General features: G+C 70.6%; 20 protein-coding genes. 5 read left to right on the top strand and 15 right to left on the bottom strand.

Translation table 11 applies throughout. The features are described from left to right. Positions 1–18 precede the first annotated feature (18 nt). The 8 genes from CQ045_RS00100 to CQ045_RS00065 all read right to left on the bottom strand — a co-directional run bounded on the left by CQ045_RS00100 (position 19) and on the right by CQ045_RS00065 (position 7,009). Positions 19–1,326, bottom strand: coding sequence for a S8 family serine peptidase (locus tag CQ045_RS00100; RefSeq protein WP_105720676.1), 1,308 nt, complete (start codon positions 1,324–1,326; stop codon positions 19–21). After that, a complete protein-coding gene (locus CQ045_RS00095) occupies positions 1,323–1,865 on the bottom strand; it encodes a DUF501 domain-containing protein (protein WP_105720675.1) in 543 nt (180 codons plus the stop codon). The genes CQ045_RS00100 and CQ045_RS00095 overlap by 4 nt, the downstream gene beginning before the upstream one ends. A gap of 47 nt (positions 1,866–1,912) precedes the next feature. Further along, positions 1,913–2,488 (bottom strand): septum formation initiator family protein, encoded by a 576-nt coding sequence (locus CQ045_RS00090; protein WP_105720674.1) that lies wholly within the window; start codon positions 2,486–2,488, stop codon positions 1,913–1,915. An 80-nt stretch (positions 2,489–2,568) separates the two neighbouring features. Next, positions 2,569–3,849 carry a phosphopyruvate hydratase gene (eno, locus tag CQ045_RS00085; RefSeq protein WP_105720673.1) on the bottom strand — a complete coding sequence of 427 codons (1,281 nt, stop codon included), beginning with the start codon at positions 3,847–3,849 and terminating at the stop codon, positions 2,569–2,571. Between the two features lie 122 nt (positions 3,850–3,971). After that, positions 3,972–4,631 carry an O-methyltransferase gene (locus CQ045_RS00080; protein ID WP_105720672.1) on the bottom strand — a complete coding sequence of 220 codons (660 nt, stop codon included), beginning with the start codon at positions 4,629–4,631 and terminating at the stop codon, positions 3,972–3,974. Positions 4,632–4,662: 31 nt separating this feature from the next. Then, the gene (locus CQ045_RS00075) at positions 4,663–5,613 is read right to left on the bottom strand and encodes a CPBP family intramembrane glutamic endopeptidase (RefSeq protein WP_105721316.1); all 951 of its coding nucleotides are present in this window, start codon (positions 5,611–5,613) and stop codon (positions 4,663–4,665) included. A 5-nt stretch (positions 5,614–5,618) separates the two neighbouring features. Further along, complete coding sequence (locus CQ045_RS00070; protein WP_105720671.1) at positions 5,619–6,662, bottom strand: hypothetical protein; 1,044 nt, start codon at positions 6,660–6,662, stop codon at positions 5,619–5,621. After that, complete coding sequence (locus tag CQ045_RS00065; RefSeq protein ID WP_105720670.1) at positions 6,659–7,009, bottom strand: GntR family transcriptional regulator; 351 nt, start codon at positions 7,007–7,009, stop codon at positions 6,659–6,661. Before CQ045_RS00065 ends, CQ045_RS00070 begins: the two co-directional genes overlap by 4 nt. 102 nt (positions 7,010–7,111) lie before the next feature. Here CQ045_RS00065 and CQ045_RS00060 point away from each other — a divergent pair, with 102 nt between their 5' ends. Together CQ045_RS00060 and CQ045_RS00055 are read left to right on the top strand one after the other, a co-directional pair. Beyond that, on the top strand, positions 7,112–7,582 hold the full coding sequence (locus CQ045_RS00060; protein WP_105720669.1) for a PaaI family thioesterase: 471 nt from the start codon (positions 7,112–7,114) through the stop codon (positions 7,580–7,582). A 41-nt stretch (positions 7,583–7,623) separates the two neighbouring features. After that, positions 7,624–8,853 (top strand): APC family permease, encoded by a 1,230-nt coding sequence (locus CQ045_RS00055; RefSeq protein WP_105720668.1) that lies wholly within the window; start codon positions 7,624–7,626, stop codon positions 8,851–8,853. A gap of 2 nt (positions 8,854–8,855) precedes the next feature. On the opposite strand, the gene CQ045_RS00050 is transcribed toward CQ045_RS00055, so the two are convergent. After that, positions 8,856–9,650 carry a helix-turn-helix domain-containing protein gene (locus CQ045_RS00050; protein WP_105720667.1) on the bottom strand — a complete coding sequence of 265 codons (795 nt, stop codon included), beginning with the start codon at positions 9,648–9,650 and terminating at the stop codon, positions 8,856–8,858. Between the two features lie 87 nt (positions 9,651–9,737). Between CQ045_RS00050 and CQ045_RS00045 the strand changes: the two genes are divergently transcribed. Continuing rightward, the gene (locus CQ045_RS00045) at positions 9,738–10,280 is read left to right on the top strand and encodes a glyoxalase/bleomycin resistance/extradiol dioxygenase family protein (protein WP_105720666.1); all 543 of its coding nucleotides are present in this window, start codon (positions 9,738–9,740) and stop codon (positions 10,278–10,280) included. Here the strand turns inward: CQ045_RS00045 and CQ045_RS00040 are convergent. The 4 genes from CQ045_RS00040 to nhaA form a co-directional block, all read right to left on the bottom strand. Further along, the gene (locus CQ045_RS00040) at positions 10,249–11,055 is read right to left on the bottom strand and encodes an SGNH/GDSL hydrolase family protein (protein ID WP_105720665.1); all 807 of its coding nucleotides are present in this window, start codon (positions 11,053–11,055) and stop codon (positions 10,249–10,251) included. The two genes, CQ045_RS00045 and CQ045_RS00040, sit on opposite strands and share 32 nt — an antisense overlap. Positions 11,056–11,102: 47 nt before the next feature. After that, positions 11,103–12,353, bottom strand: a complete 1,251-nt coding sequence (gene hisS / locus CQ045_RS00035; protein WP_219844386.1) for a histidine--tRNA ligase — start codon at positions 12,351–12,353, stop codon at positions 11,103–11,105. Between the two features lie 71 nt (positions 12,354–12,424). Continuing rightward, the gene (locus CQ045_RS00030) at positions 12,425–13,030 is read right to left on the bottom strand and encodes a MazG family protein (protein WP_258130935.1); all 606 of its coding nucleotides are present in this window, start codon (positions 13,028–13,030) and stop codon (positions 12,425–12,427) included. A gap of 112 nt (positions 13,031–13,142) precedes the next feature. Continuing rightward, positions 13,143–14,312 carry a Na+/H+ antiporter NhaA gene (gene nhaA, locus CQ045_RS00025; protein WP_105720662.1) on the bottom strand — a complete coding sequence of 390 codons (1,170 nt, stop codon included), beginning with the start codon at positions 14,310–14,312 and terminating at the stop codon, positions 13,143–13,145. 122 nt (positions 14,313–14,434) lie between these two features. On the opposite strand from nhaA, the gene CQ045_RS00020 reads away from it, so the two are divergent. Together CQ045_RS00020 and gdhA are read left to right on the top strand one after the other, a co-directional pair. Then, entirely contained in the window at positions 14,435–17,128 is a 2,694-nt protein-coding gene (locus CQ045_RS00020) for a phosphoenolpyruvate carboxylase (protein WP_105720661.1), read from the top strand. A gap of 133 nt (positions 17,129–17,261) precedes the next feature. Further along, the gene (gene gdhA / locus CQ045_RS00015; protein WP_105720660.1) at positions 17,262–18,632 is read left to right on the top strand and encodes an NADP-specific glutamate dehydrogenase; all 1,371 of its coding nucleotides are present in this window, start codon (positions 17,262–17,264) and stop codon (positions 18,630–18,632) included. A gap of 86 nt (positions 18,633–18,718) precedes the next feature. Here gdhA and CQ045_RS00010 read toward each other — a convergent pair whose 3' ends face one another. Next, the gene (locus tag CQ045_RS00010) at positions 18,719–19,345 is read right to left on the bottom strand and encodes a gamma carbonic anhydrase family protein (protein WP_105720659.1); all 627 of its coding nucleotides are present in this window, start codon (positions 19,343–19,345) and stop codon (positions 18,719–18,721) included. A 126-nt stretch (positions 19,346–19,471) separates the two neighbouring features. Next, positions 19,472–23,047, bottom strand: a complete 3,576-nt coding sequence (mfd, locus tag CQ045_RS00005; protein WP_105720658.1) for a transcription-repair coupling factor — start codon at positions 23,045–23,047, stop codon at positions 19,472–19,474. Positions 23,048–23,181: the final 134 nt, after the last annotated feature.

Genomic DNA, 23,181 nt, shown 5'->3' with positions numbered 1-23,181 from the left:
TTCTGAGGCACAGAAGAACTACTCCTCGGAGTCGGGGGTTTGGCGTACGGAAATGCGCGCCGATCGGATGCGCCGGGCAGCTGCGGTGACGCCAAGCGCTACAAGGATACCAGGGACGGTGAGCGCAATGAGCGGCAGGGTACCGTAACGCAGTGAATCAGCGCTGGGAAGCAACGGTGAACCCGCCTCCGTCGGCGCGTCGGCGGCCGGCAGCGGGGGAATCGCGACCGGCGTGACGGCCGGCTCCGGCTGCGGTTCCGCTTCCGCGCGGCGGAAGTAGCGGATCCACTCGGCCAGGTCGCCCATGGGATTCGCCGTCACCGGAGCGATGTTGGCGGAGATGGCCGCTGCGGCGTCCACGAGTCCGTACCCGTAGAGCGGATCCTGCGGCTTGATCGCATCCGGCACCGGCAGCGCGGTCTTGATGATCCGGTTGATGACGTCGATCGCCTTGATGTCGGGGTGGGCGGAGCGGATCAGCGCCGCGATGCCGGCGACGATCGGGGCCGCACCACTGGTGCCGCTCCACGAGACGACCTCGCCGTCGGCGGAGACGCCGAGCAGACCCTCACTGGGCGCCGAGATCGCGATCGTGATGCCCTGCGTCGACGCCTCGATGCTCGCGGTCCCGGTCTGATCCACGCCGCCGACGGTGAGCACGCCGGGGATCGTGGCGGGAGCGCCGATGATGTTCGTACCGCTCCCCCGGTTCCCCGCGGCGACGACCACCACGACGTCGTGCTCGAAGGCGTAGAGGAATGCGTCGTCCCAGCTCTCGTCCCAGTCGAGGGTGTTGGTCGTGAAGGAGAGGTTGATGATGTCGGCGCCGTTGTCGACCGCCCAGCGCATCGCCTTCGCGACCTGCTCCGTGAACGGCACGGCAGCGGCCGCGCCGAATCCCACCGAGATCGAAAGCAGGTTGGCCTCCGGCGCCACGCCGATCATGCCGGTGCCGTCGGGTGAGCCGCGCCCCGCAGCGAGCGATGCCACCCAGGATCCGTGGTTCCCGTCGACCGCACCCAGGGGCGTGCGCCCATCCGGGGTGCCGGCCCCGGAGACATCGGTGCCACCGATCACGGCATCGCCGAAGGTCTGCGGCACTTTGCCGATTCCCGTGTCGATCACCGCGATCGTCACGCCCTTGCCCCGGGTCGTCTGCCAGGCCTCGCGGATCCGCGCTCCGTCGAGCCAGTACTCCGACGCACGCACCGGGTCCGTCGGGTCGTCCGGCACCGGCGGCGGGGTCGCCGCCGCACCGAGGAGCGCGACGGTCGCCGCGACCACCACGATGGCGGCGGCGCTTCGCAGCGTCCGGCGGACGGTCATGCCGAGCGCGCAGCCTCGACGCGTACCGCGGCGCCCGGATCCTCGCAGCGGCAGACCGACGGCGACCAGGACGAGCGCGCGAGTGCGGCGTCGCCGATGGGGTTCACTCCAGGGCCTGCCGCCAGCGCGTGGCCGGCCAGGGCGTGCAGGCACTTCACGCGCGTCGGCATGCCGCCGGCGGAGATGCCGTCGATCTCCGCGACCTCCCCGAACTGCGCGCGGTCGGCGAGGTAGTCCTCATGAGCGGCGAGATAGGCCGCAGCCACCTCCTCGTCGTCGGCGAGGAGCGCGGCGAGCTCGGGCATCACCTGGGTGGCCTCGAGCGTCGACATCGCCGCCGTCGCCGCGGGATGCGTCAGGTAGTAGAAAGTGGGGAACGGTGTGCCGTCGGGAAGCCGCGGCGTCGTCGCGACCACCGTCGGGTTGCCGCAGGCGCACCGTGCTGCGATGCCCACCACACCCCGGGCAGAACGACCGAGCTGGGCCGAGACGACGGCGAGCTCGGCGGGCGTGGGCGCAGGGAACGGCGGAGTGGTCACCCCTCCAGAGTAGGGGAGCCGCCCGAGAAGATGCTCGGAGCGAACTCTCAGGGAGCCACGGCCGCGGTCTCGCTGAGGCCCGCCGCGACGACGGTGCGCAGCAGCTGCGGCATCCAGTCCGCCGGCTTCTCCTCGAGCGTGTCGCTCACGGGCTCCTGCTCCCGAGGGAGGGCGGAGGCATCGAGGTCGTTGTCGATCAGGTAGACGACCTCACCCGGCTTGACGTAGTAGAGCCGTTCCCGCGCCTGGGTCGTGATGTACGCGGGGTCGTTCCACCGTTCGCGTTCGGTGACGAGTGCGGCGATCTCGTCTTCGCTCACCTGCACGGATGCCTCCAGCGCCGCGATCTTCTGGCGCTGGTCGATGAAGGTGCCCAGCGTCGGCACCAGGACCCATGCCCCGAGCACCACCAGCGACAGCATGATGACGGAGAACGCCGAGAGCCGGATGCCGGTGGTCCACTCGCGCACGTCGACGCGCGGAGTTGCGCCCCGGGGCCTCGTCGATGACGTCCTCGCGGACCTCGGCGCGGGTGTCGCCTTCGGCTTCGCGGTCGCCTTCGCCGCCGTGCGCGATTCCTTCGACGCCGGAGACGGCGAAGGAGGAGCCGGTCGTCGTGCCACGGCTCCTCCTTCGTCTCACCGCAGTGCTGCGGCTTCGTTCAGCCGCTTCGGCTGCGGCTTCTTCCGTCTGTCGGCTGCGTTCAGGCCTGGGAGCGCGGGAACGCCGAACGACCGGCGAAGACCGCGGCATCGCCGAGCTCTTCCTCGATGCGCAGGAGCTGGTTGTACTTCGCGACACGCTCGCTGCGAGCAGGCGCACCCGCCTTGATCTGGCCGGCGTTGGTGGCCACGACGAGGTCGGCGATCGTGGTGTCTTCGGTCTCACCCGAGCGGTGCGAGAGCATCGCCGTGTAGCCGGAGCGCTGCGCCAGGCTGACCGCGTCGAACGTCTCGGTGAGCGTGCCGATCTGGTTGACCTTGACGAGCAGCGAGTTGGCGACCCCGCGCTTGATGCCGTCGGCGAGGCGCTGCGGGTTGGTGACGAACAGGTCGTCGCCGACCAGCTGCACCTTGGAGCCGAGTGCGTCGGTCAGGTGCTTCCAGTTGTCCCAGTCGTCTTCGGCGAGAGCGTCTTCGATGGTGACGATCGGGAAGTCGTTGACCAGACCGACGTAGTACTCGGTGAGCGCGGCGGCGTCCCAGTCCTTGTTGTCGAGGCGGTAGACGCCGTCCTTGAAGAACTCGGTCGCCGCGACGTCGAGGCCGAGGGCGATGTCGGTGCCCGGCGTGAAGCCGGCCTTCTCGATCGCCTTGACCAGGAAGTCCAGGCCCTCGCGGTTGCTGGGCAGGTCGGGAGCGAAGCCGCCCTCGTCGCCGAGGCCGGTCGCGTAGCCCGCGGCCTTCAGCTCCGCACGCAGCACGTGGTAGGTCTCGACGCCCCAGCGCAGGGCCTCGGAGTAGGTCTCCGCCCCGATCGGCGCGAGGAAGAACTCCTGCATGTCGATGCCGTTGTCGGCGTGCTCGCCGCCGTTGATGACGTTGAACAGCGGGACGGGCAGGACGTGCGCGTTCGGGCCGCCCAGGTAGCGGAACAGCGGCAGGTCTGCGGAGTCGGCCGCGGCCTTGGCGACCGCGAGGCTCACGCCGAGGATGGCGTTGGCTCCGACGCGCTTCTTGTTCTCGGTGCCGTCGACCTCGATCAGGATCTCGTCGACGATGCGCTGCTCGCTCGCCTCGACACCCTCGATCGCCGGACCCAGCTCGTCGATGATGGCCTCGACGGCCTTGAGCACGCCCTTGCCGCCGTAGCGGCTCTTGTCGCCGTCGCGGAGCTCGTACGCCTCGAACGCGCCGGTGGAGGCACCGGACGGGACGGCCGCCCGCTGCACGATGCCGTCGTCGAGGAGGACCTCCACCTCGACGGTCGGGTTTCCGCGCGAGTCGAGAATCTCGCGTGCGCCTACAGCCTCGATCAGTGCCACTGATGTGCTCCTTGCTCAGGGGGAAAACGTTGTGTGGAGCGTCGTCGATCCGCGCCCAGTCTAGCCCGGCCGTCCGACGCTCCACGGGAGACGACGATGAGTGGAGCTCTGCGAGCGGCTCGTCAGACCACGAGCGCGAGTGCCACGCCGTCCCAGCCTTTGAGACCGACGGTCTGGAGTGCCGTGGCGTCGAACCGCGGGTCCTCCCCCAGCATCCGCAGCCCCTCTCTGGTGCCGACCACCTTCGGGTCGGTCGAGTCGTCGCGCACGATCTCCCCCTCGCGCCCGATGTTGTCCAGCACGATCACGGTGCCGGAATGGCCGAGCTTCGCCGCCCAGTCGAGGTAGATCGTGTTGGACTCCTTGTCGGCGTCGATGAACACCAGGTCGAACCCGCCGACCAGCGTGGGCAGCACATCCGCACCTCGACCGACGCGGATGTCGACCCGATCGCCGACGCCGGCCGCATCGATGCTGCGGCGTGCCACGGCGGCGTTGTCGGCCTCGGCCTCCACCGTGACCACGCGTCCCTCCGGGCCCACCGCGCGCGCCAGCCAGATCGTCGAATAGCCGCCGAGCGTGCCGATCTCCAGGACGCGGCGAGCTCCGCTGATCCGCACGAGCAGGTTCAGCAGCTTGCCGCCGACGGGCGCGACCTCGATCTCGGGGAGGCCTGCGGCGCGCTGCGCCTCCAGCGCGGCCTCGAGTTCGGGGTCGTGACCGACGAGGAGGTCGGCGAGGTAGGCGTCGGTCCGCGACCAGGCTTCGGGGGTGGATTCCATGCCCTCAGCCAACCCCCGGGCCCGCACTCCGTCAAGACCGGGGCGCGGAGAGCAGCCGCCCCGGACCGTCGGCGAGCTCGGGCTGGCGGCGGAACTGGCCGGTCAGCACCAGCACGACCACGACGACTGCGAGGACGATCCACGCCGCGACGCCGAGCGGCCCGGCGAGGGCGAGATCGGGCTGCGCGGCCGCGAACAGGACGATGAGGCCGGCAGCGGCGTTCAGCGATCCGTGCGCGATCACCGCTGGCCAGACGGATGCCGAGCGCAATCGCAGCCAGCCGAGCAGGACTCCCCAGGCGACGCAGCCGCCCACCATGAACAGGACGCCCGTGATGTCGGTGCGCCCGAAGTTGTAGCCGAGCAGGATGATCGGGCTGTGCCACAGGCCCCAGATCGCTCCGCTGAGGATCAGGGCGGGCCAGGTGCCGAGCGGTCGCAGCGCCGGAAGCAGCCAGCCCCGCCATCCGATCTCCTCCCCGAAGGCGAAGATGCTGTTGAACAGCGCCCCGAGTGGAACCATCGCGAGCTGAGCGAACACCACGACCTCGACCGGCGGCACGGGCGCACCCTCGGGCAGCGCCTTCGCGAGCTCCGTCGCGAAACCGGCGAAGGTCAGATCGAGCTGCACGAACCCGAAGGCCGCGGACACGACCACCGTGAGCCCGACCAGCACCGGCGGGACGAGCCAGGCCGCGACCATGAGCCAGACCACGCGCTTGGCCGGCCGCAGCGGCCAGAGTCCGAGGAACCGCGCGCGCTGACCGCGGGCGGGAACGCCCATCGCGAAGGTCACCACCAGCACGGCGATGGCCGGGGTGAACATCATCACCGGCAGCAGGACAGCGGACATCGGCTCCGCGAGTCCGTCTCCCAGCCACAGCGGCAGCGCCACCAGCCAGGCCAGGGCGCAGGCGACGACCACGAAGACGATGACGGCCGGCCATTCGACTCTCCGAGGGGCGGGGATCGATGAGTTCATGCTGTTCACGCTTCCTTCCGTGCGACGGCGGCGAGCGCCGCTGCCGCTGTCTGTGCGTCGTCGACCGTGACGACGAACCGCCGTCCGCCGACCCGCGTCACTTCGAGCGCCTCGCCGCGCCGCAGCACCACGCCGTACCGTCCGTCGAGTCCGTAGCGCAGTCCCCAGCCCCCGAACTCGGCGAAGGGGTCGACCTCGATCGCACGCACCGACGCGATGTCGGCGGCCGGGATCGCGATCTTCGGCCAGCCCACCAGCGACCGCACGAGCAGTCCGGCGGGCCCGATGCGGACGCGGAACGCGAAGGTGGTGACGAGCGCGGCGATCAGGATCGAGCACGAGGCGAGCATGATGACCGCGGTCATCACTCCGCCCGCACCGGTCGCGATCATGATGGCGGCGAGCGCGCACGCGAGCAGCAGCGCGCCGCCGAGAACGGCCATTGCGACGCCGGCGATCGCCGCGGTCCCGATCCACACGAGGCGTTCCGTGGCGGAGGTCGGGAGGGGATCGGCCGGGCTCTCGGACCCGTTCGCGTCCGGCAGGGGCGTGGACGGCTGCAGGAACCATCCGATCGCTACGCCGGCGGCCATCAGCAGGAACCCGATCAGCACTTCGAAGCCGATGTCGGGGGTGTCTGCGGCATCGGCGAGACCGCGTTGCGCATCGACGCCGACCAGAGTGACCAGGGAGATGATGGCCGCGAGACCGAGGTTCATCGCGCCGAGGAACCTCGCGGTGATCGACCACTGCGGACGCGCGGCTTCTGCGGAGGGAACCGGCTGCCCGTTCTGCGGGAGCCGGTGCGAGAACCACGCGAGGAGGGCGAACCCGATGACCATCACCGCGATGCCGCCGAGGATGGCGAGGTAGGTCCAGCCCGGCCCGAACCCGTCCACGCCGTCTTCCGACCAGTGGATCGCCGCGGGCTCGGGGACCTCCGGAAGCCAGAGCGCGACGATGACCGCGGAAACGGCGAGGATGCTGAGCGGAATGATCACCCCCACCCAGAGGAAGGCGGTGCGGGCTCGGTGGACGGCGGCGGTCATACGGTGATCTCCTTCACGAGAGCGGCGAGTGTGGCCGGGGCCACGCCGAGCGCGGCGGCGCGCGACACCAGATCCCGGATGTCGTTGGTCAGCTCGGCGAGCGGGCCGACGGATGCCGAGACGACGGCCCCGCGCCCGCGGCGCAGATCGATCAGCCCCTCGGACCGCAGCTGCTGGTACGCGTGCAGCACGGTGTGCAGATTGATCTCCAGCGTCTCGGCGACCTCGCGCGCGGAAGGCAGGCGATCGCCGGGCGTGAGCCTCCCCGCGACGATGTCGGCGCGGACGGAAGCGGCGACCTGCGCATAGAGAGGCACCCCGCTCGCCATGTCGACCCTGATCAGCATCCGTCCTCCGTGTTATTGCACTAATTCTAAAGAAACTAGAACAACTGTGGCAACCCCACAGACGTCTTTGTCGAGGGCGGCCCCCTCCTCCACACTGACCTCATGCGCATCACTCCCCGCCGCCTCGCCATCGGCATGAGCCTGTGGATACCCAATCTCTTCAGCGGCATCCGCATCCGCCGCTTCAGCGAGGACTGGACGCACGCCACCGTCGAGCTCCACGTGAACGTCTTCACCCGGAACTACGTCGGAACCGCATTCGGCGGGTCGATGTCGGCGATGACCGACCCGTACTTCTTCATGCTCGTGATGCATCAGCTCGGCCGGGACCACGTCGTGTGGGACACCCGCGGCGAGATCGAGTTCCTCAAGCCCGGTCGCGGCGTGCTGACCGCGGAGTTCGAGGTGTCGAAGGAGAAGGCGGAGGAGATCCGCGAGCGCGCCCGCGGCGGGGCGAAGGTGCTCGAGTGGTTCGAGACGGTCATCACCGACCGGGAGGGCGACGTCGTCGCGAAGGTGCGTCGCGAGGTCTACATCCGGGAGAAGAAGCGGGTCACTGCGCGACAGTCCTGACGGGTCACCCGCCGTTCACCCCCGCGTGCCACGATGGCGGGATGCCCCTCGCCCGCCGTCTGACGCTCGGAGACGCCGTCTCCATCGGCCTGGGTTCGATGATCGGGGCGGGAGTGTTCGCCGTATGGGCGCCCGCGATCGGCGTCGCCGGCAGCGGCATCCTCATCGCACTCGCGATCGCCGCCGTGGTCGCCTACTGCAACGCCACCGCCTCGGCGCAGCTCGCCGCAGCGCACCCCGTCGCCGGTGGCACCTACGCCTATGCGAGGGCGGAGATCGGACCCTGGTGGGGCTTCATCGCCGGCTGGAGCTTCGTGATCGGCAAGATCGCCAGCTGCGCCGCCATGGCGATGACCTTCGCCGCGTATGCAGCACCCGCCGGGTGGCAGACCCCGGTCGCCGTGGTCGCCGTCGCCGTGCTCGCGATCGTGAACTGCGTCGGCGTGACCCGCACCGCGCTCCTCACCCGCATCCTCGTCGTGTGCTCCCTGCTCGGTCTCGCGGTGGTCGTGGGGTTCGGCTTCGGCGCGGCCTCGACGGCTGCCCCTCCGCCGCTCCCCGACGTCACGGCCTACGGCGTGCTGCAGGGCGCCGGGCTGCTGTTCTTCGCTTTCGCCGGCTACGCGCGCATCGCGACGATGGGCGAGGAGGTGGTCGATCCGGTGCGCACGATCCCCCGCGCGATCGTCCTCGCCCTCGTCGGAGCCGTCGTGGTGTACGCCCTCGTCGGCACGGCCGTCGTGCTCGTGCTCGGCGCCGACGCCGTCGGCTCGACCGCCCCGCTCGTCGACGTACTCGTGCGGGCGGGATGGCCGGATCTCGCACCCCTCGTGCGCGTGGCCGCAGCGGCCGCCTCGCTCGGGGCTCTGCTGGCGCTGCTGACCGGCATCGGGCGGACCACCCTCGCCATGGCCAGGGAAGCCGATGTCCCGCGGTTCCTCGCGAAGGTCGATGAGCGTCATCAGGTGCCGCAACGGGCTGAGATCGCCGTCGCGGTCATCGTGATCGGGATCGTGGTCGTCGCCGATCTGCGCGAGGCCATCGGCTTCTCCTCGTTCGGCGTGCTGCTGTACTACCTGATCGCGAACGCGGCCGCCTTCCGGCAGACGGGTTCCGCACGGCGCCACCCCCGCGCACTCCAGGTGATCGGGGCGCTGGGGTGTCTGCTCCTGGTCAACACGCTCCCCGTGCTGGCCTCGCTCATCGGAACGGGGGTCGTGCTGCTCGGCGTCGGATATCGGATGCTGCGGCTTCGCCTCGAACGGGTCTGAGATCAGCCGCGCGACTCGGACCGGTACACCCGCGGCGCGACACCGAGGACGGACCGGAAGTCGCGGGTGAGGTGGGCGTGGTCCGCATACCCGAGCTCGGCGGCGATCGACGCGAGATCGGCGTCCGGCTCCTCACGTACGCGCTGCGCCGCCTCCTGCAGGCGCCGCCGGCGGATCATCGCGGCCGGCGACAGCCCGACATGGCGGTGCGTCATCCGCTGCAGGGTCCGGACCGAGACCGCGAGCCGGGTGGCGGCCTCCTCCGGAGTCAGCGCCGCAGCCTCTCCCATCAGCACCTCCATGAGGGCGTTCGCCTGAAGGGCGGGTTCTCCCAGCGGACCCACCCGCTCCCCGAGCCAGTGGGCGAAAGCATCGACCGCCCGCTCACGGTACCCCTCGCCCGAGCCCATCGCCGCGACCACGGCATCGTGCAGTTCCGCGACCTCCGGCATCGGCGTATCGAGTTCTCGCTCGCCGTCGACCAGCACGACCGGATTCTCGATCAGCGCGGCGACGGCCGCGGGGCGGAGCAACGCCCCAACCGCCCAGCCCACCCCGCGCAGGTCGCGATGCGACGCGCGGGTCGTCGCACCGGAGAGCGTCACGGCCTCGGCGTCGACGACGAGGTTGAGGGCCGGATACGCGACGATCTCCTGGCGCGACGAGCGGCCGGGCTCGATGTCCCACTCCGGGATCCAGAACCAGGCGACCAGCTCGCTCACCGACGCCGGTGCCGGCAACCGGTGGAACTGCGGCAGACGCGCCGGGTAGAGCACGCCGCGGGTCGGGTTCACCATCCGCCCAGCGTAGGCTCCGGCGCCGACGTCGCGAGGTTGGCGCAGATCTTCAAGCGACCGGCACCCCCACCGCCCTAGCGTGGCGACATGAGCAACGAAACCCCCGCGACAGACACTCCCACGACCGGCGCGACCGGGACGTACACGACCGACGGACGCCCGAACAGCGCCACCTCCCTCACCCCGTTCCTGGCGATCCCCGACGCGAAGCGAGCGATCGAGTTCTACCGCGACGTCTTCGGAGCCCGCGTCATCGACGTGACCGAGTTCGGTGGAACCGTCGCGCACGCCGACCTCGACTTCGGACTCGGGCTCCTCCAGCTCGGCGAGCCGAACCCCGAGTACCACCTCGTCCGCTCACCTGACGGCGATGACGACTGCTACTCGATGGGCCTGTACGTCTCCGACGTCGATGCCGTCGTGGAGAAGGCCGTCGCAGCGGGAGCGACCGTGCGCGAGGCACCGGCGCCCTTCGTCTCGGGCGACCGGTTCGCCAGCATCCGCGACCCGTTCGGAGTCCGCTGGTCCGTGATGACCCGCGTCGAGGACATCTCCGACGAGGAGAGCAGCCGCCGGGTGGCGGAGTGGGCGGCATCGTTCAGCGCGGCGCCCGCCGACGGCGCGAGCTGAGCGCCGTCTCCGCCGCACGGCCCACGGCGGGCAGCAGCGCCTCGGCCGTGCGACGGTAGCCCAGCGCGCTCGGATGGAAGCGGTCGAGGCTGAACATCGCCTCCGGCTCGTCGAAGAACATCGGTCCGACGGCACGACGCAGATCCACCGGCTCCGCCCCCGCACGCCTGGCTGTCTCCGCCTGGATGTCCGCGAGCCGTCGCGACAAGCTCGAGGCGATACGGCGCAGCGGCTGCGGCACCGCGCGCAGCGCACCCAGGTCGGGGCAGGTGCCGACGACGACCTCTGCGCCCGCCGCGCGGAGGCGCCGGATCGCCTCGTGGAGGTGCTGCGCCGACAGCGCCACCGGCAGCCGGTGCGTCACGTCGTTGCCGCCCACGACGATCACCGCGACGTCGGGTCGATACCCCGAGGGCAGCGTGTCGAGCTGGCCCGGCAGATCGGGCGATTCGGAGCCGACGACGGCCACCGTGCGCAGCCGCACGGGCCGGTGCATCCGGCGAGCGGTCGCCTTCGCCAGCCGACCGCCGAGCGTCTCCTTGCGATGCTCCGCTCCGAGGCCCGCCGCGATGGAGTCCCCGAGCAGCAGGAGCTCGACGGGGTCGCCGTCGAGAGCGCGCCGCCAGATGCGATCCGCATCGAGGGACTCCTCCCCCAGCGGCTTCCCGATCCGTCTCCGGGCGAGCGCCGCCTGCTGGGCGAGGACGAGACGGAGGCCTGCGAGGACGAGCACGGTCGCCAGTCCCCCGGCGACCAGGATTCGGATGCGGCTCACACCCCGATTCCACCCCGTCGCCGTGAACGCGATGTGAACGCCCGACGTCAGGCCAGGGGCTTGAGCTCCAGCTCGCCGGCGCCGGCGGAGACGGTCGCGAACGCCGTGTAGCCGTCGGCAGCCGAGCGCTCGAGCAGCGCCTTGACGTTCTTCGTCCGCCGCTCCAGGCGCACGCGGGCGCCACCGGCGATGAGCGCAGCCTTGTGACGGACGAGCTCGTGGATCGGCACGTCGACGTCGTGGATGATCACGACCGCCTGCACCGTGGCATCCGCGGCGTCAGCGATCAGATCGACGAGCCGCTCGAAGCCGAGCGAGAAACCGACGGCGGGGACCTGCTGGCCGAGGAAGCGGCCGATCATGCCGTCGTAGCGTCCGCCGCCGCCGAGCGAGTACCCGACCGAAGGGTGGGCGAGCTCGAAGATCGTGCCCGTGTAGTAGCCCATCCCGCGCACCAGGAACGGGTCGAACACGAGCGGGATGTCGGACTGCCCGCGTCCTGCGGCGACGGCCTCGCCGATGCCGACCAGGTGCTCGACGAGCTCGGCGGGGGCTCCCTCGGGCAGCGCCTTGCGGATCTGGCGCTCCCCGAACGGGTTGTACTCCATCGTCTGCGGACGCCGGAGGAAAGAGTCGAACGCATCGGCGGCCGCGGTCGAGGCGCTGCGCTCGCGCAGCTCCGCGGCGACGCCCTCCGGACCGATCTTGTCGAGCTTGTCGATCGTGATGAGCACGCCGGGACGCTCCTCGGCGCTGAACCCGAAGGAGTCCAGCATCCAGTCGAGCACCCGGCGGTCGTTGATCCGCACGGTCGCGCCCTCGAGACCCAGGGCGTCGACCGCGTCGAGCGAGGCGACCATCAGCTCGGCCTCGGCACGAGACGAGTCATCGCCCATGATGTCGATGTCGCACTGCACGAACTGCCGGTAGCGGCCCTTCTGCGGGCGCTCGGCACGCCAGACCGGTCCGATCTGGATCGAGCGGAAGACGGCGGGGAGCTGGCCGCGATTGCTCGCGTAGAAGCGCGCCAGCGGCACCGTCAGGTCATAGCGGAGGCCGAGGTCGGAGAGCGCGGCAGGATCGTCGGCGGCGGCACGGATCGCGTCGGCATCGAGGCCACGCCGCAGGATGTTGTAGGAGAGCTTCTCGTTGTCGCCGCCGATGCCGGCGTGCAGCCGGTCGTAGTCCTCGACGACGGGCGTCTCGATCTCGTCGAATCCGTGCGCCAGGTAGCGATCACGGATGACGGAGAGGACGCGCTCACGGCGGGCCTTGTCGGCGGGGAGGATGTCGCGCATGCCGCGCGGCGGATTCACGGTAGCCACGGCTCCATCTTCCCAGGTCTGCCGCGTCGGACGTGCCGGGCCGTTCAGGAATCCGCTTCGGCGGTGCGCACGTCTTCCTCCAGCACGCGCAGCCGCTCGCGCAGCGCGCGCTCCGCGTCCCAGCCCTCGGCGCGCGCGGTCGCCACGAGCGCGAGGAGCGCGTCGCCGAGCTCCGCCTCCGATGCCGGAGCGCCCGGCAGCGCCGTCGCGGCGACGGTGACGCCGACTCCGGCCGCACGACCGGTGATCTTCTGTGCGAGCGCGAGCGCCGGCATCCCTCGCGGCACCCCGTCGAGCACGCTGCGGCGGGTGCGCTTCTCGGCGGCCTTCGCCGCGTTCCAGTGCACCAGCACCTGCTCCGGCGTCTCTGCCACCTCGCCGGCGAAGACGTGCGGATGCCGACGCACCATCTTCTCGGTCAATGTGCGGGCCACGTCGTCGATGTCGAACGGGTCATCCGGATCCTGGGCCGCGATCGCCGCATGGAACAGGACCTGCCACAGCAGGTCGCCGAGCTCTTCGCGCAGGTCGTCGCGGGTACCGGCCTCGACGGCATCGATCACCTCGTGCGACTCCTCGATGAGGTAGGGCACGAGGTCGCGGTGCGTGATCTGCTGCGACCACACGCAGCGTTCCCTGACCGCGTGCATGGTGTCGGCGGCGATCCGGAGCGGGTCGTCGACGTCGCCCTCCCCATGGGGCTCGGGTGCGGGCTGTGCGCTCACGCTGCCTCCTTCGATCGGTCCGGAGCGGGCGCCGCACTCATGACGAGGCGGATGCGACCCGACGGTACCAGCGCGCCCGCAGCGACACGATGAACGCGGAGAGCACGAGTGCGATCAGCGAGCCGACGAGCACGCCGAGGATGGCCTGATCCCGGATGCCGCCGTCGGACGCGAACGCGAGATTCGCCAGCAGCAGCGAGACCGTGAAGCCGATGCCGCCGAGGGCACCGGCCGCCAGGATGTCGGCGAACGGCAGCGCGGGCTCCGCGCCCTTCGGGCGGATGCGCATCGCGAGCCAGCCGAACAGCGAGATGCCGACGATCTTGCCCACCGGCAGCGCGACCACGATGGCCCAGAACGCCGGAGACAGCTGCGTGAGCGAGAGGGCGGGAATCACCACGAAGGCCGCGACGAAGGCGAAGACCGGCAGGATCACGCCGTTCACCGTCGGCTCCAGCGCGTGCCGCGTGCGGGCCGCGGGCACGGGGGACATCACGAGTCCCAGCATCACGCCGGCGATCGTGGCATGGATGCCGGAGGACGCGACCAGGCCCCAGGTGACCACGCCGACGAGGGCCATGGCGACCGCGATCAGCGGATGCCCCTTCGCATGGAGGAGACGGCTGAGCACCCAGAACACGGCGACGCCGACGAGGGCGAGACCGAGCTGCAGCCACTGCACGTCGCCAGCGAAGAGCACGGCGATGAAGATGATGCCGATGATGTCGTCGAGGATCGCCAGCGCGAGGAGGAACACGCGCACCCGCGACGGCAGGCCCTTCCCGAACATCGCCAGCACACCCAGCGCGAATGCGATGTCGGTCGCCGTGGGGATCGGCCAGCCGGATGACGTCGCACTGTCACCCCCGGCGATCAGCAGGTACACCGCGATGGGGACGAGCACGCCGCCGGCTGCCGCGATCGCCGGCTGCACGGCCTTGCGGGGCGAGTCGAGCTCGCCGTGGGTCAGCTCGTGCCGAAGCTCGATCGCCACCACGAGGAAGAAGACGGCGAGAAGGCCGTCCGAGACCCAGTGCGCGATCGAGAGGTCGAGGTCGGTGCCCGGCACAGCGATGTGGAAGTCGAGGAATGCGGCGAGCGCGTCGTGCGTGGGCAGGTTCGCGAGGAGCAGTCCGAGTCCGGCCGCGAGGAGCAGGAGGACGGCGGGGAACTGCTGGCCGCGAAGGGGGTTCGCTGAGATGCGCATCCCGTCCATCGTAGGTCGGAAGCCACCGCCGCCTCGACGGACTCCCCCGCCCGTGCGGGTCGCCGGCGTCGCGGTCCGTCATCCGTGCAGGACACCCCTGCGACGCGGGATACTCTCGAGGGGTGACCCCCGCACACTCTTTCTCCGAGCCCACGAACACCGAGGCGATCCGCGTGATCGGCCGCTTCGAAGCCGGCCAGGGCATCCCCGATGCCATGCGCACCGACGTCAGGATGCTCGGGCAGCTGCTCGGGCAGGTGCTGCGCGAAGCCGGCGGCGACGACCTCTTCGAGGATGTCGAGCGGCTGCGGCTCGCCACGATCCAGGCCTACGACCAGGAGACGCCCGACGCATTCGAGCGGGCCGCGGCGATCGCCGAGTCGTTCACGGTCTCGAGAGCCGACGAGGTCGCCCGTGCGTTCACCTGCTACTTCCACCTCGTGAACCTCGCCGAAGAGCACCAGCGCGTGCGCGTGCTGCGCGAGCGTGCCGGGCAGCCCGGGCGCGAGGATGCCGCCGACACCGTCGCGACCGCGTACGCGCGACTGCGCACCGAGGTCGGCGACGACGAAGCCCGTCGACGCCTGGAAGGCCTCCGTTTCCACCCCGTCTTCACGGCGCACCCGACCGAGGCCCGCCGTCGTGCCGTGTCCTCGAGCATCCGTCGGCTGTCGGAGCTGCTCACGCAGCACGACGCGGCGAGCGCGGGCGGCTCGGAGGAGCACCGCGCCCGTCGCCGGATGCTCGAGGAGATCGACACGCTCTGGCGCACGGCGCCGCTGCGGTCGCAGAAACCTTCCCCGACCGACGAGGTCCGCACCGTCATGGGCGTGTTCGACGAGACGCTCTTCACGACGGTGCCGCACGTGTACCGCCGCATCGACGACGCGCTCCGCGGTGAGGAGTCGGGCTCCAGCGCCCCGGTCGTCCCCGCTTTCGTGCGCATCGGCTCGTGGGTCGGCGGTGACCGCGACGGGAACCCGTTCGTCACGGCATCCGTCACCCGCGAGGCCTCGCAGATCGCGGCCGACCACGTCCTCCGCGGTCTCGAGCGCGCCCTCGACCGCATCGGCCGCACCCTCACGCTCGCCGCGGACGACACCCCGCCGAGCGCCGAGGTCACAGCCCTCTGGGAGCGCTTCGCCGCTGCCGAGCCGGAGCTGGCCGCTGAGCTGGCCACCCGTTCCCCCGACGAACCGCACCGCCGTGTGCTGATCGTGCTCGCGCGCCGTGTCGCCGCCACCCGTCGCGGTGACGATGCACAGGGCTACGCCCGCCCCGAGGAGCTGCTCGCGGACCTCCGCGCCGTGCAGTCCTCGCTCGCGGAGGCCGGCGCCAAGCGCCACGCCTTCGGCGGCGTACAGCACCTGATCTGGCAGGTCGAGACCTACGGCTTCCACCTGACCGAGCTGGAGGTGCGTCAGCACTCCCAGGTGCATGCGAAGGCACTCGCCGAGCTCGAAGCGGGCGAGTCCCTCAGCGCGCAGACCGAGGAGGTGCTGGAGGTGTTCCGGGCGATCGCGGAGATCCAGCACGATCGCGGTCTACGCGCGGCAGGCCGCTACGTGGTCTCCTTCACCCAGGCCGCCTCCGACCTCGCCAACGTGCACCGCCTCGCCCGCCACGCGCTCGGCGACGACGCGCCGGTGCTCGACGTGGTCCCGCTCTTCGAGACGTTCGCCGATCTGCAGGCGGCTCCCGGCATCCTCGCCGAGGCGGTGACCTTCCCGGAGTTCCGCGAGCGGATGGCCGCGACCGGCAACCGCCTCGAGGTCATGCTCGGCTACTCCGACTCGTCGAAGGACGTCGGCCCCGTGGCGGCGAACCTCGCCCTGTACGAGGCGCAGGAGAAGATCGCCCGCTGGGCGCAGGAGTCCGGCATCGAGCTGACCCTCTTCCACGGTCGCGGCGGCGCCCTCGGTCGTGGCGGCGGCCCCGCCAACTCCGCGATCCTCGCGCAGCCGCCGCACTCCGTCGACGGCCGGTTCAAGCTCACCGAGCAGGGCGAGGTCATCTTCGCCCGCTACGGAGAGCCGGCCATCGCGATGCGGCACATCGACCAGGTCGCCGCGGCGACCCTGCTCGCCTCCTCCCCCACCGAAGAGGAGCGCACGAGCCGAGCTGCCGCGCGCTACGCCGAGGTCGCCTCGATCATGGATGCCGCCTCCCGCGAGCGCTTCTTCTCGCTCGTGAAGGCGGAGGGCTTCGCCCCGTGGTTCGCCACGGTCACCCCGATGGAGGAGATCGGTCTGCTGGCGCTCGGCTCGCGTCCCGCCCGTCGCGGGCTTTCCGTCGAGTCCCTCGAGGATCTGCGCGCCATCCCGTGGGTGTTCGCGTGGACGCAGGCGCGCATCAACCTCGCCGGCTGGTTCGGCCTCGGCTCCGCGCTGGATGCCGTGGGCGACGAGGAGCTGCTGGTCGAGGCGTACCGGGAGTGGCCGCTGCTGCGCACCATGATCGACAACGTCGCGATGAGCCTCGCCAAGACCGACGAGCGCATCGCCAGGCAGTACCTGGCCCTCGGCGACCGCGACGACCTGGCGCAGCTCGTGCTCGACGAGCTCGCGAGCACACGACGCTGGGTGATCCGTCTCACCGGCGGCGAGCGCCTGCTGGAGAACAAGCCCGTCCTCCAGCGCGCCGTGCAGCTGCGCAGCCCCTACGTCGATGCGCTCTCGCTGCTGCAGCTTCGTGCGCTCCGCGCCCTGCGCTCCGCCGACGAGGACGCCACCGGCTCCGGCGCCGACGCGGAACAGCAGCGTCTGCTCCTGCTCTCGGTGAGCGGCGTCGCCGCCGGCCTGCAGAACACCGGGTGACCGGAGTCCTCCCGGATCCCCGCGACTTCGCCCGTTCCACAGGCCGCTAGAGTGAAACCTCCGCCGGATCCGGCGAAGCCTCACGCGACACGATCGCCTGCACCACCATCCCCCACCAGAAAGCCTCTTCCGCGTGACCGCTACGACTCCCGCTGACTTCCACCCGCTCGCCGCCACCGTGCAGCCCGTCTTCGACACGGTGCTCACGCGCAGCCCGCACGAGCCGGAGTTCCACCAGGCCGTCCACGAGGTGCTGCACTCGATCGCGCCCGTCCTGGAACAGCATCCGGAGTTCGTCGACGGCGGCATCCTCGAGCGCCTCGTCGAGCCCGAGCGTCAGATCCTCTTCCGCGTGCCGTGGATCGACGACGTCGGCAAGCTGCAGGTCAACCGCGGCTACCGCATCCAGTTCTCCTCGGTACTCGGCCCGTACAAGGGCGGACTGCGGTTCCACCCCTCGGTGAACCTCTCGATCATCAAGTTCCTCGGCTTCGAGCAGATCTTCAAGAACGCGCTCACCGGCCAGGGCATCGGCGGCGGCAAGGGCGGGTCGGACTTCGACCCGCACGGCAAGTCCGACGCCGAGGTCATGCGCTTCTGCCAGTCGTTCATGAACGAGCTCTACCGCCACCTCGGCGAGCACACCGACGTCCCCGCGGGCGACATCGGAGTCGGCGGCCGTGAGATCGGCTACCTCTTCGGCCAGTACCGCAAGGTCACCAACCGCCATGAGTCGGGCATGTTCACCGGCAAGGGCACCGGGTGGGGCGGCGCCGAGGTGCGCACCGAGGCCACCGGCTACGGTGCGGTCTTCTTCGCCCAGGAGATGCTCGCCGTGCACAACGACTCCCTCACCGGCAAGCGCGTCGGCATCTCCGGCTCGGGCAACGTCGCGATCTACGCGATCCAGAAGGCCACCCAGCTCGGCGCGACCGCGGTGACGGCATCCGACTCCTCCGGCTACGTCATCGACGACGCCGGTATCGACGTCGACCTGCTCCGTCAGCTCAAGGAGGTCGAGCGCGCCCGCATCGTGGAGTACGCCAACCGTCGCCCGAGCGCCCGCTTCGTCGAAGGCGGCAGCGTCTGGGAGGTCCCGGTCGACATCGCGGTGCCTTCGGCGACGCAGAACGAGGTCAGCCTGGCCGACGCCGAGGCGCTGATCGCCAACGGTGTGCGCGCCGTGTCGGAGGGCGCGAACATGCCCTGCGTGCCCGATGCCGTCGAGGCTTTCCAGAAGGCCGGCGTGCTGTTCGCCCCCGGCAAGGCCGCCAACGCCGGCGGTGTCGCCACCTCCGCGCTCGAGATGAGCCAGAACGCCTCGCGTCAGCGCTGGAGCTTCGGCGACAGCGAGAACAAGCTGCGCGAGATCATGGCCGACATCCACGACGCCGCCTTCGATGCGGCCGAGCGTCACGACGTCGCCGGTGACTACGTCGCCGGCGCCAACATCGCGGGCTTCGAGCGCGTCGCCGCCGCGATGCTCGCCCAGGGCGTCATCTGACCCACCCCTTCATCGACGCGAAGAGCCGTCTCCCCTCTCGGGAGGCGGCTCTTGCGTTTTCCGTGGGCTCCGGCACTCGGCGCACGTCAGATGCCGCGCTGCCCCCGGTGGGTCTCGTCGAAGGCGACGTCGTGCGCATGACGCGCGAGCGAGCTGCCGTAGCGCTCGGTGAGCTGCACCATCAGGTCAGGGGTGTCCCGGTCGACCCCGAACACATGGCCGGGGAAGTCGAGTTCGGGCTGCGCGGCCGCGATCTCCTGCTCGCGGTCAGGTGAGAGCAGCTGCACGGGGTCGCCGACGGCCACCCACCCGATCGGGACGACGGTGCCTTCCGGCAGCACGGCCCGACGGTGCACGATCGCGTTGACCCGCACCTCGCAGCGGTCGCCGACCAGAGCGCCGTTGAAGATGCGCGCCCCGGACGCGAAGAAGACCTCTTCGCCGACGGTCGCCCCGGCGATGCTCGCGAGCGTTCCGATCAGGGTGTGCGCCCCGATGTGCACCGCGTTCGCCGCGGTGGCCCGGATCAGCGCGTTCTCCATCACGATGACGTGGGCGCCGAGGGTGATCGGCCCGCCCTCCGCAGTGATCACGGCGCCGTGCAGCACCTGGCAGCCGGCTCCGATCTCCACATCGCCGGAGATGACGGCGGTGGGAGCGATGACGGCGGTGTCATGGACGCGGGGCCGAGCCCCGAGGTGCTCGTACAACATGCGGCCAGACTAGACCGCGGCCGCCGCGCACGGGGACGAAAACGCAGGGCGAGTCGTGCGGAGGCGGCGGGTCGCCCCCGGACACACCGCACGCAGCACGGTTCGTCTCCGTTCCGGCACGGGCGGTCAGTCGGCCTTGACCGGCTCCGGGAAGATCGCGGTGAAGAGCTGACCGACCCACTCGAGCAGCTGCGCGTCCGGCAAGGGCTCCAGGCCCACCCCGACCGCGGCCGGGATCGTGGGCATCGGCACGACCAGCGCTTCCCCCCCGGCCACGAGCTTCGCCTTCGGGTACAGCCGCTGCAGCCGAACCTTGATCGAGTCCTCGAGGCGGGCCGGGGCGATGCGCAGGTTCGAGCCCATCACGACGACATCCGTGAGACCCGCCCGTGCGGCTCGACGGCGCAGACGCGAGATCGCCAGCAGCCCTTCGACCTCTTCCGGGGGCGTGCCGTAGCGGTCGACGAGCTCTTCGATCACCAGGTCGATCGCGTCGTCCTTCGCGGTCGCCGCCGAGGCCGCCGAGAGCTTCTGATAGGCCTCGAGGCGCAGCCGTTCGCTGTCGATGTAGTACTCGGGGATCCGCGCGTCCAGCGGCAGCTCGAGCCGCAGCTCCTGTCCGGTCTCGACCTCGTCGCCCCGGAAGGCCGCCACGGCCTCTCCGATCATCCGCAGGTACAGATCGAATCCGACGCCGGCGATGTGACCCGCCTGCTCTGCTCCCAGGAGGTTGCCCGCGCCGCGCAGCTCGAGGTCCTTCAGAGCCACCTGCATGCCCGAGCCCAGGTCGTTGTTGACGGCGATGGTCTGCAGGCGATCGGCCGCGGTCTCGCTCAGCGGCTTCATCTCGTCGTACAGGAAGTAGGCGTAGGCCCGCTCGCGGCCACGCCCGACCCGGCCACGCAGCTGGTGCAGCTGGCTGAGCCCGTACTTGTCGGCGCGATCGATGATGATCGTGTTCGCGTTCGCGATGTCGAGGCCCGTCTCGATGATCGTCGTCGACACGAGCACGTCGAACTTGCGCTCCCAGAAGTCGTCGACGACCTGCTCGAGCTGATGCTCGCCCATCTGTCCGTGTGCGACGGCGATGCGGGCTTCCGGAACGAGCTCGGCGAGTTCGCTGGCGACGCGCTGGATCGACTGGACACGGTTGTGCACGAAGAAGATCTGCCCCTCGCGCAGGATCTCGCGGCGGATCGCCGCCGCCATCTGCTTGTCGCTGCGGGGGCCGACGAACGAGAGGATCGGGTGCCGGTCCTCGGGCGGCGTCGCCAGCGTCGACATCTCACGGATGCCGGTCACCGCCATCTCGAGCGTGCGCGGGATCGGGGTCGCGCTCATCGCCAGGATGTCGACGTTGGTCTTCATCCTCTTGAGCGTGTCCTTGTGCTCGACGCCGAACCGCTGCTCCTCGTCGATGATCATCAGACCGAGGTCCTTGAACATCACCTGGTCGGTGAGGATGCGGTGGGTGCCGATCACCATGTCGACCGACCCCTCCAGCAGTCCCTGCAGAGTGAGCCGCGCCTCCTTGTCGGTCTGGAAGCGCGACAGCGGGCGCACCTTGACCGGGAAACCGGCGAAGCGCTCGGTGAAGGTCTCGAGGTGCTGCTTCACGAGCAGGGTCGTCGGCACGAGCATCGCGACCTGCTTGCCGTCCTGGATCGCCTTGAAGGCGGCACGCACCGCGACCTCGGTCTTGCCGAAGCCCACGTCGCCCGAAAGGAGACGGTCCATCGGGATCGGCCGCTCCATGTCGGCTTTGATCTCGTCGATCGTCTGCAGCTGGTCGGGTGTCTCCGCGAACGGGAAGGCCTCCTCCAGCTCGCGCTGCCACGGGGTGTCCGGCCCGAACGCGTGGCCCTTCGCGCTCATCCGGGCGGAGTACAGCTTCACGAGTTCGACGGCGATGTCCCGCACGGCCTTGCGGGCCTTGCCCTTGGCCTGAGACCAGTCGCTGCCGCCCATCTTCGAGAGCGTCGGAGCCTCGCCGCCGACGTACTTCGAGAGAGCGTCGAGCTGATCCGTCGGCACGAACAGCTTGTCGCCCGGGTAACCGCGCTTCGAGGGCGCGTACTCGAGCACGAGGTAGTCGCGCACGGACTTCGTGGCGTTGCGTCCGCCGGTCGACACCTCACGCTGCGTCATCTCGACGAAGCGTCCGATGCCGTGGGTCGCGTGCACCACGAAGTCGCCCTGCTTGAGCTGCAGCGGGTCGACGACGTTCTTGCGCCGCGACGCGAGCTTCTTGACGACGCGCTGGTCGCCGCCGATCGTGCGGCCGTAGAACTCGTTGTCGGTGAGGACGGCGAGCTTCGCCTCCGCCACCTGGAACCCGGCCTCGACGGATCCGGTGACCAGGGTGGCGACGCCGCCCTCTGGCGCATCCGTGAGCGTCTCGACGACACGGGCGGCAAGGCCGCGGTCGGCGAGCACGTCGCGCGCCCGATCGACGAGACCGTGACCGGCCGCGATCACCACGACCCGCCAGCCGTCCGTGACCTTCGCCTCGACGAAGGAGATCGCCCCGTCGACGTTGCCGTGGAAGGACGGGATGACGGCGGCGCCGAGGTTCGCCGCTTCCGCGTCGCCCTCGCCGAGACCGGCGCCGAACGGGCTGAGGCGCCACCACACGCCGCCGCGGTCGCGCACGACCTCGCGGAGCTCGGCGATCGTGAGGAAGTCGCCGGCGCCCAGGTCGATGGGTGCGGAGGCGCCGGACGTCGCGGCGCTCCAGGCCGCGTCGAGGAACTCGCGGTTCGTGTCGCCGAGTGTGATGGCGCGTGCCGTCGAGCGCTCGGGGTCGATGACCGCCGTGGCGCTTCCGGCGGGCAGGTACTCGGCGAGGGACTTCAGCGGTCCCGCGACGGCGGGGAGCAGCGATTCCATGCCCTCGACCGGGATGCCCTCGGCCATCTTCTCGAGCATGCCGGAGATCGCCGGGAAGCCGCCGATGAGTGCACGCGCACGATCACGGACCTCGGCTGTCAGCAGCAGCTCGCGGGTGGGCGGGAGATCGACATCGGCGACGTCGCCCGGCAGCGAACGCTGGTCGGCGACCGAGAACGCGCGGATCTGGTCGATCTCGTCGCCGAAGAACTCCACGCGGTACGGATGCTCCGACGTGGGCGGGAAGACATCGAGGATGCCGCCGCGGACCGCGAACTCACCGCGTCGCGACACCATGTCGACACGCGAGTAGGCCCGCTCGACCAGCTGCTCGACCACCCGGTCGAGTTCGTGTCCACGCGTGCCGACCGAGAGCTCGAGCGGTGCGATCTCGCCCAGGTTCCCCGCGATCGGCTGGAGTGCCGCCCGCACGGACGCGACGACGACGAGCGGGTGGTCGCCGGACCATTCCGCGATCCGGCGCAGTGTCTGCAGGCGCTGGCCGACTGTGTCAGGGCTCGGGCTGAGCCGCTCGTGCGGGAGGGTCTCCCATGCGGGGAAGGTGAGGATGTCGGCATCGGGCAGGTAGGCGTGCATCGCCAGCGCCAGGCTCTCGGCCCGTCGCCCGGTGGGTACGACGGCGAGAAGGGCCGCCGGGTGCCCCGCCGCGGCCCGCTTCTCGAGCAGGCCGGCGATCGCCGGGGCATCGAGCCCGTCGACCAGGCCGAGGTCGGCGTCGGTGTGCGCCCAGCTGAGGGCGTCACGGTACAGAGACGCCTCTTCCAAGGCGCGCAGAATCCCCGGAACAGTCACCGGACAAGACTAGTCGCGCCCGCCGACACTCCGGCCGCTCCCCCGAAGCGGCCGTCGCCGCCCCACCCCCTTTTCGCGCGAGCCACCCCTCTGGATACGAACGCAGGGGGCCGGGTGGAACAGAAGGGGGGTGG

Source organism: Microbacterium sp. MYb66 (assembly GCF_002979435.1).
GTDB lineage: Bacteria > Actinomycetota > Actinomycetes > Actinomycetales > Microbacteriaceae > Microbacterium.
Note: the sequence above shows the minus strand (reverse complement) of the source record. Positions and strands in the feature narration are given on the sequence as shown.

Coding starts and splice junctions, on each gene's coding strand:
- CQ045_RS00010 (WP_105720659.1), bottom strand. CDS start 19,345: ATGTTGTACGAGCACCTCGGGGCTCGGCCCCGCGTCCATGACACCGCC.
- CQ045_RS00055 (WP_105720668.1), top strand. CDS start 7,624: ATGCCCCTCGCCCGCCGTCTGACGCTCGGAGACGCCGTCTCCATCGGC.
- CQ045_RS00045 (WP_105720666.1), top strand. CDS start 9,738: ATGAGCAACGAAACCCCCGCGACAGACACTCCCACGACCGGCGCGACC.
- hisS (WP_219844386.1), bottom strand. CDS start 12,353: ATGCGCGACATCCTCCCCGCCGACAAGGCCCGCCGTGAGCGCGTCCTC.
- CQ045_RS00050 (WP_105720667.1), bottom strand. CDS start 9,650: ATGGTGAACCCGACCCGCGGCGTGCTCTACCCGGCGCGTCTGCCGCAG.
- CQ045_RS00065 (WP_105720670.1), bottom strand. CDS start 7,009: ATGCTGATCAGGGTCGACATGGCGAGCGGGGTGCCTCTCTATGCGCAG.
- CQ045_RS00080 (WP_105720672.1), bottom strand. CDS start 4,631: ATGGAATCCACCCCCGAAGCCTGGTCGCGGACCGACGCCTACCTCGCC.
- CQ045_RS00075 (WP_105721316.1), bottom strand. CDS start 5,613: ATGAACTCATCGATCCCCGCCCCTCGGAGAGTCGAATGGCCGGCCGTC.
- CQ045_RS00060 (WP_105720669.1), top strand. CDS start 7,112: ATGCGCATCACTCCCCGCCGCCTCGCCATCGGCATGAGCCTGTGGATA.
- CQ045_RS00070 (WP_105720671.1), bottom strand. CDS start 6,662: ATGACCGCCGCCGTCCACCGAGCCCGCACCGCCTTCCTCTGGGTGGGG.
- CQ045_RS00030 (WP_258130935.1), bottom strand. CDS start 13,030: ATGCACGCGGTCAGGGAACGCTGCGTGTGGTCGCAGCAGATCACGCAC.
- CQ045_RS00100 (WP_105720676.1), bottom strand. CDS start 1,326: ATGACCGTCCGCCGGACGCTGCGAAGCGCCGCCGCCATCGTGGTGGTC.
- nhaA (WP_105720662.1), bottom strand. CDS start 14,312: ATGCGCATCTCAGCGAACCCCCTTCGCGGCCAGCAGTTCCCCGCCGTC.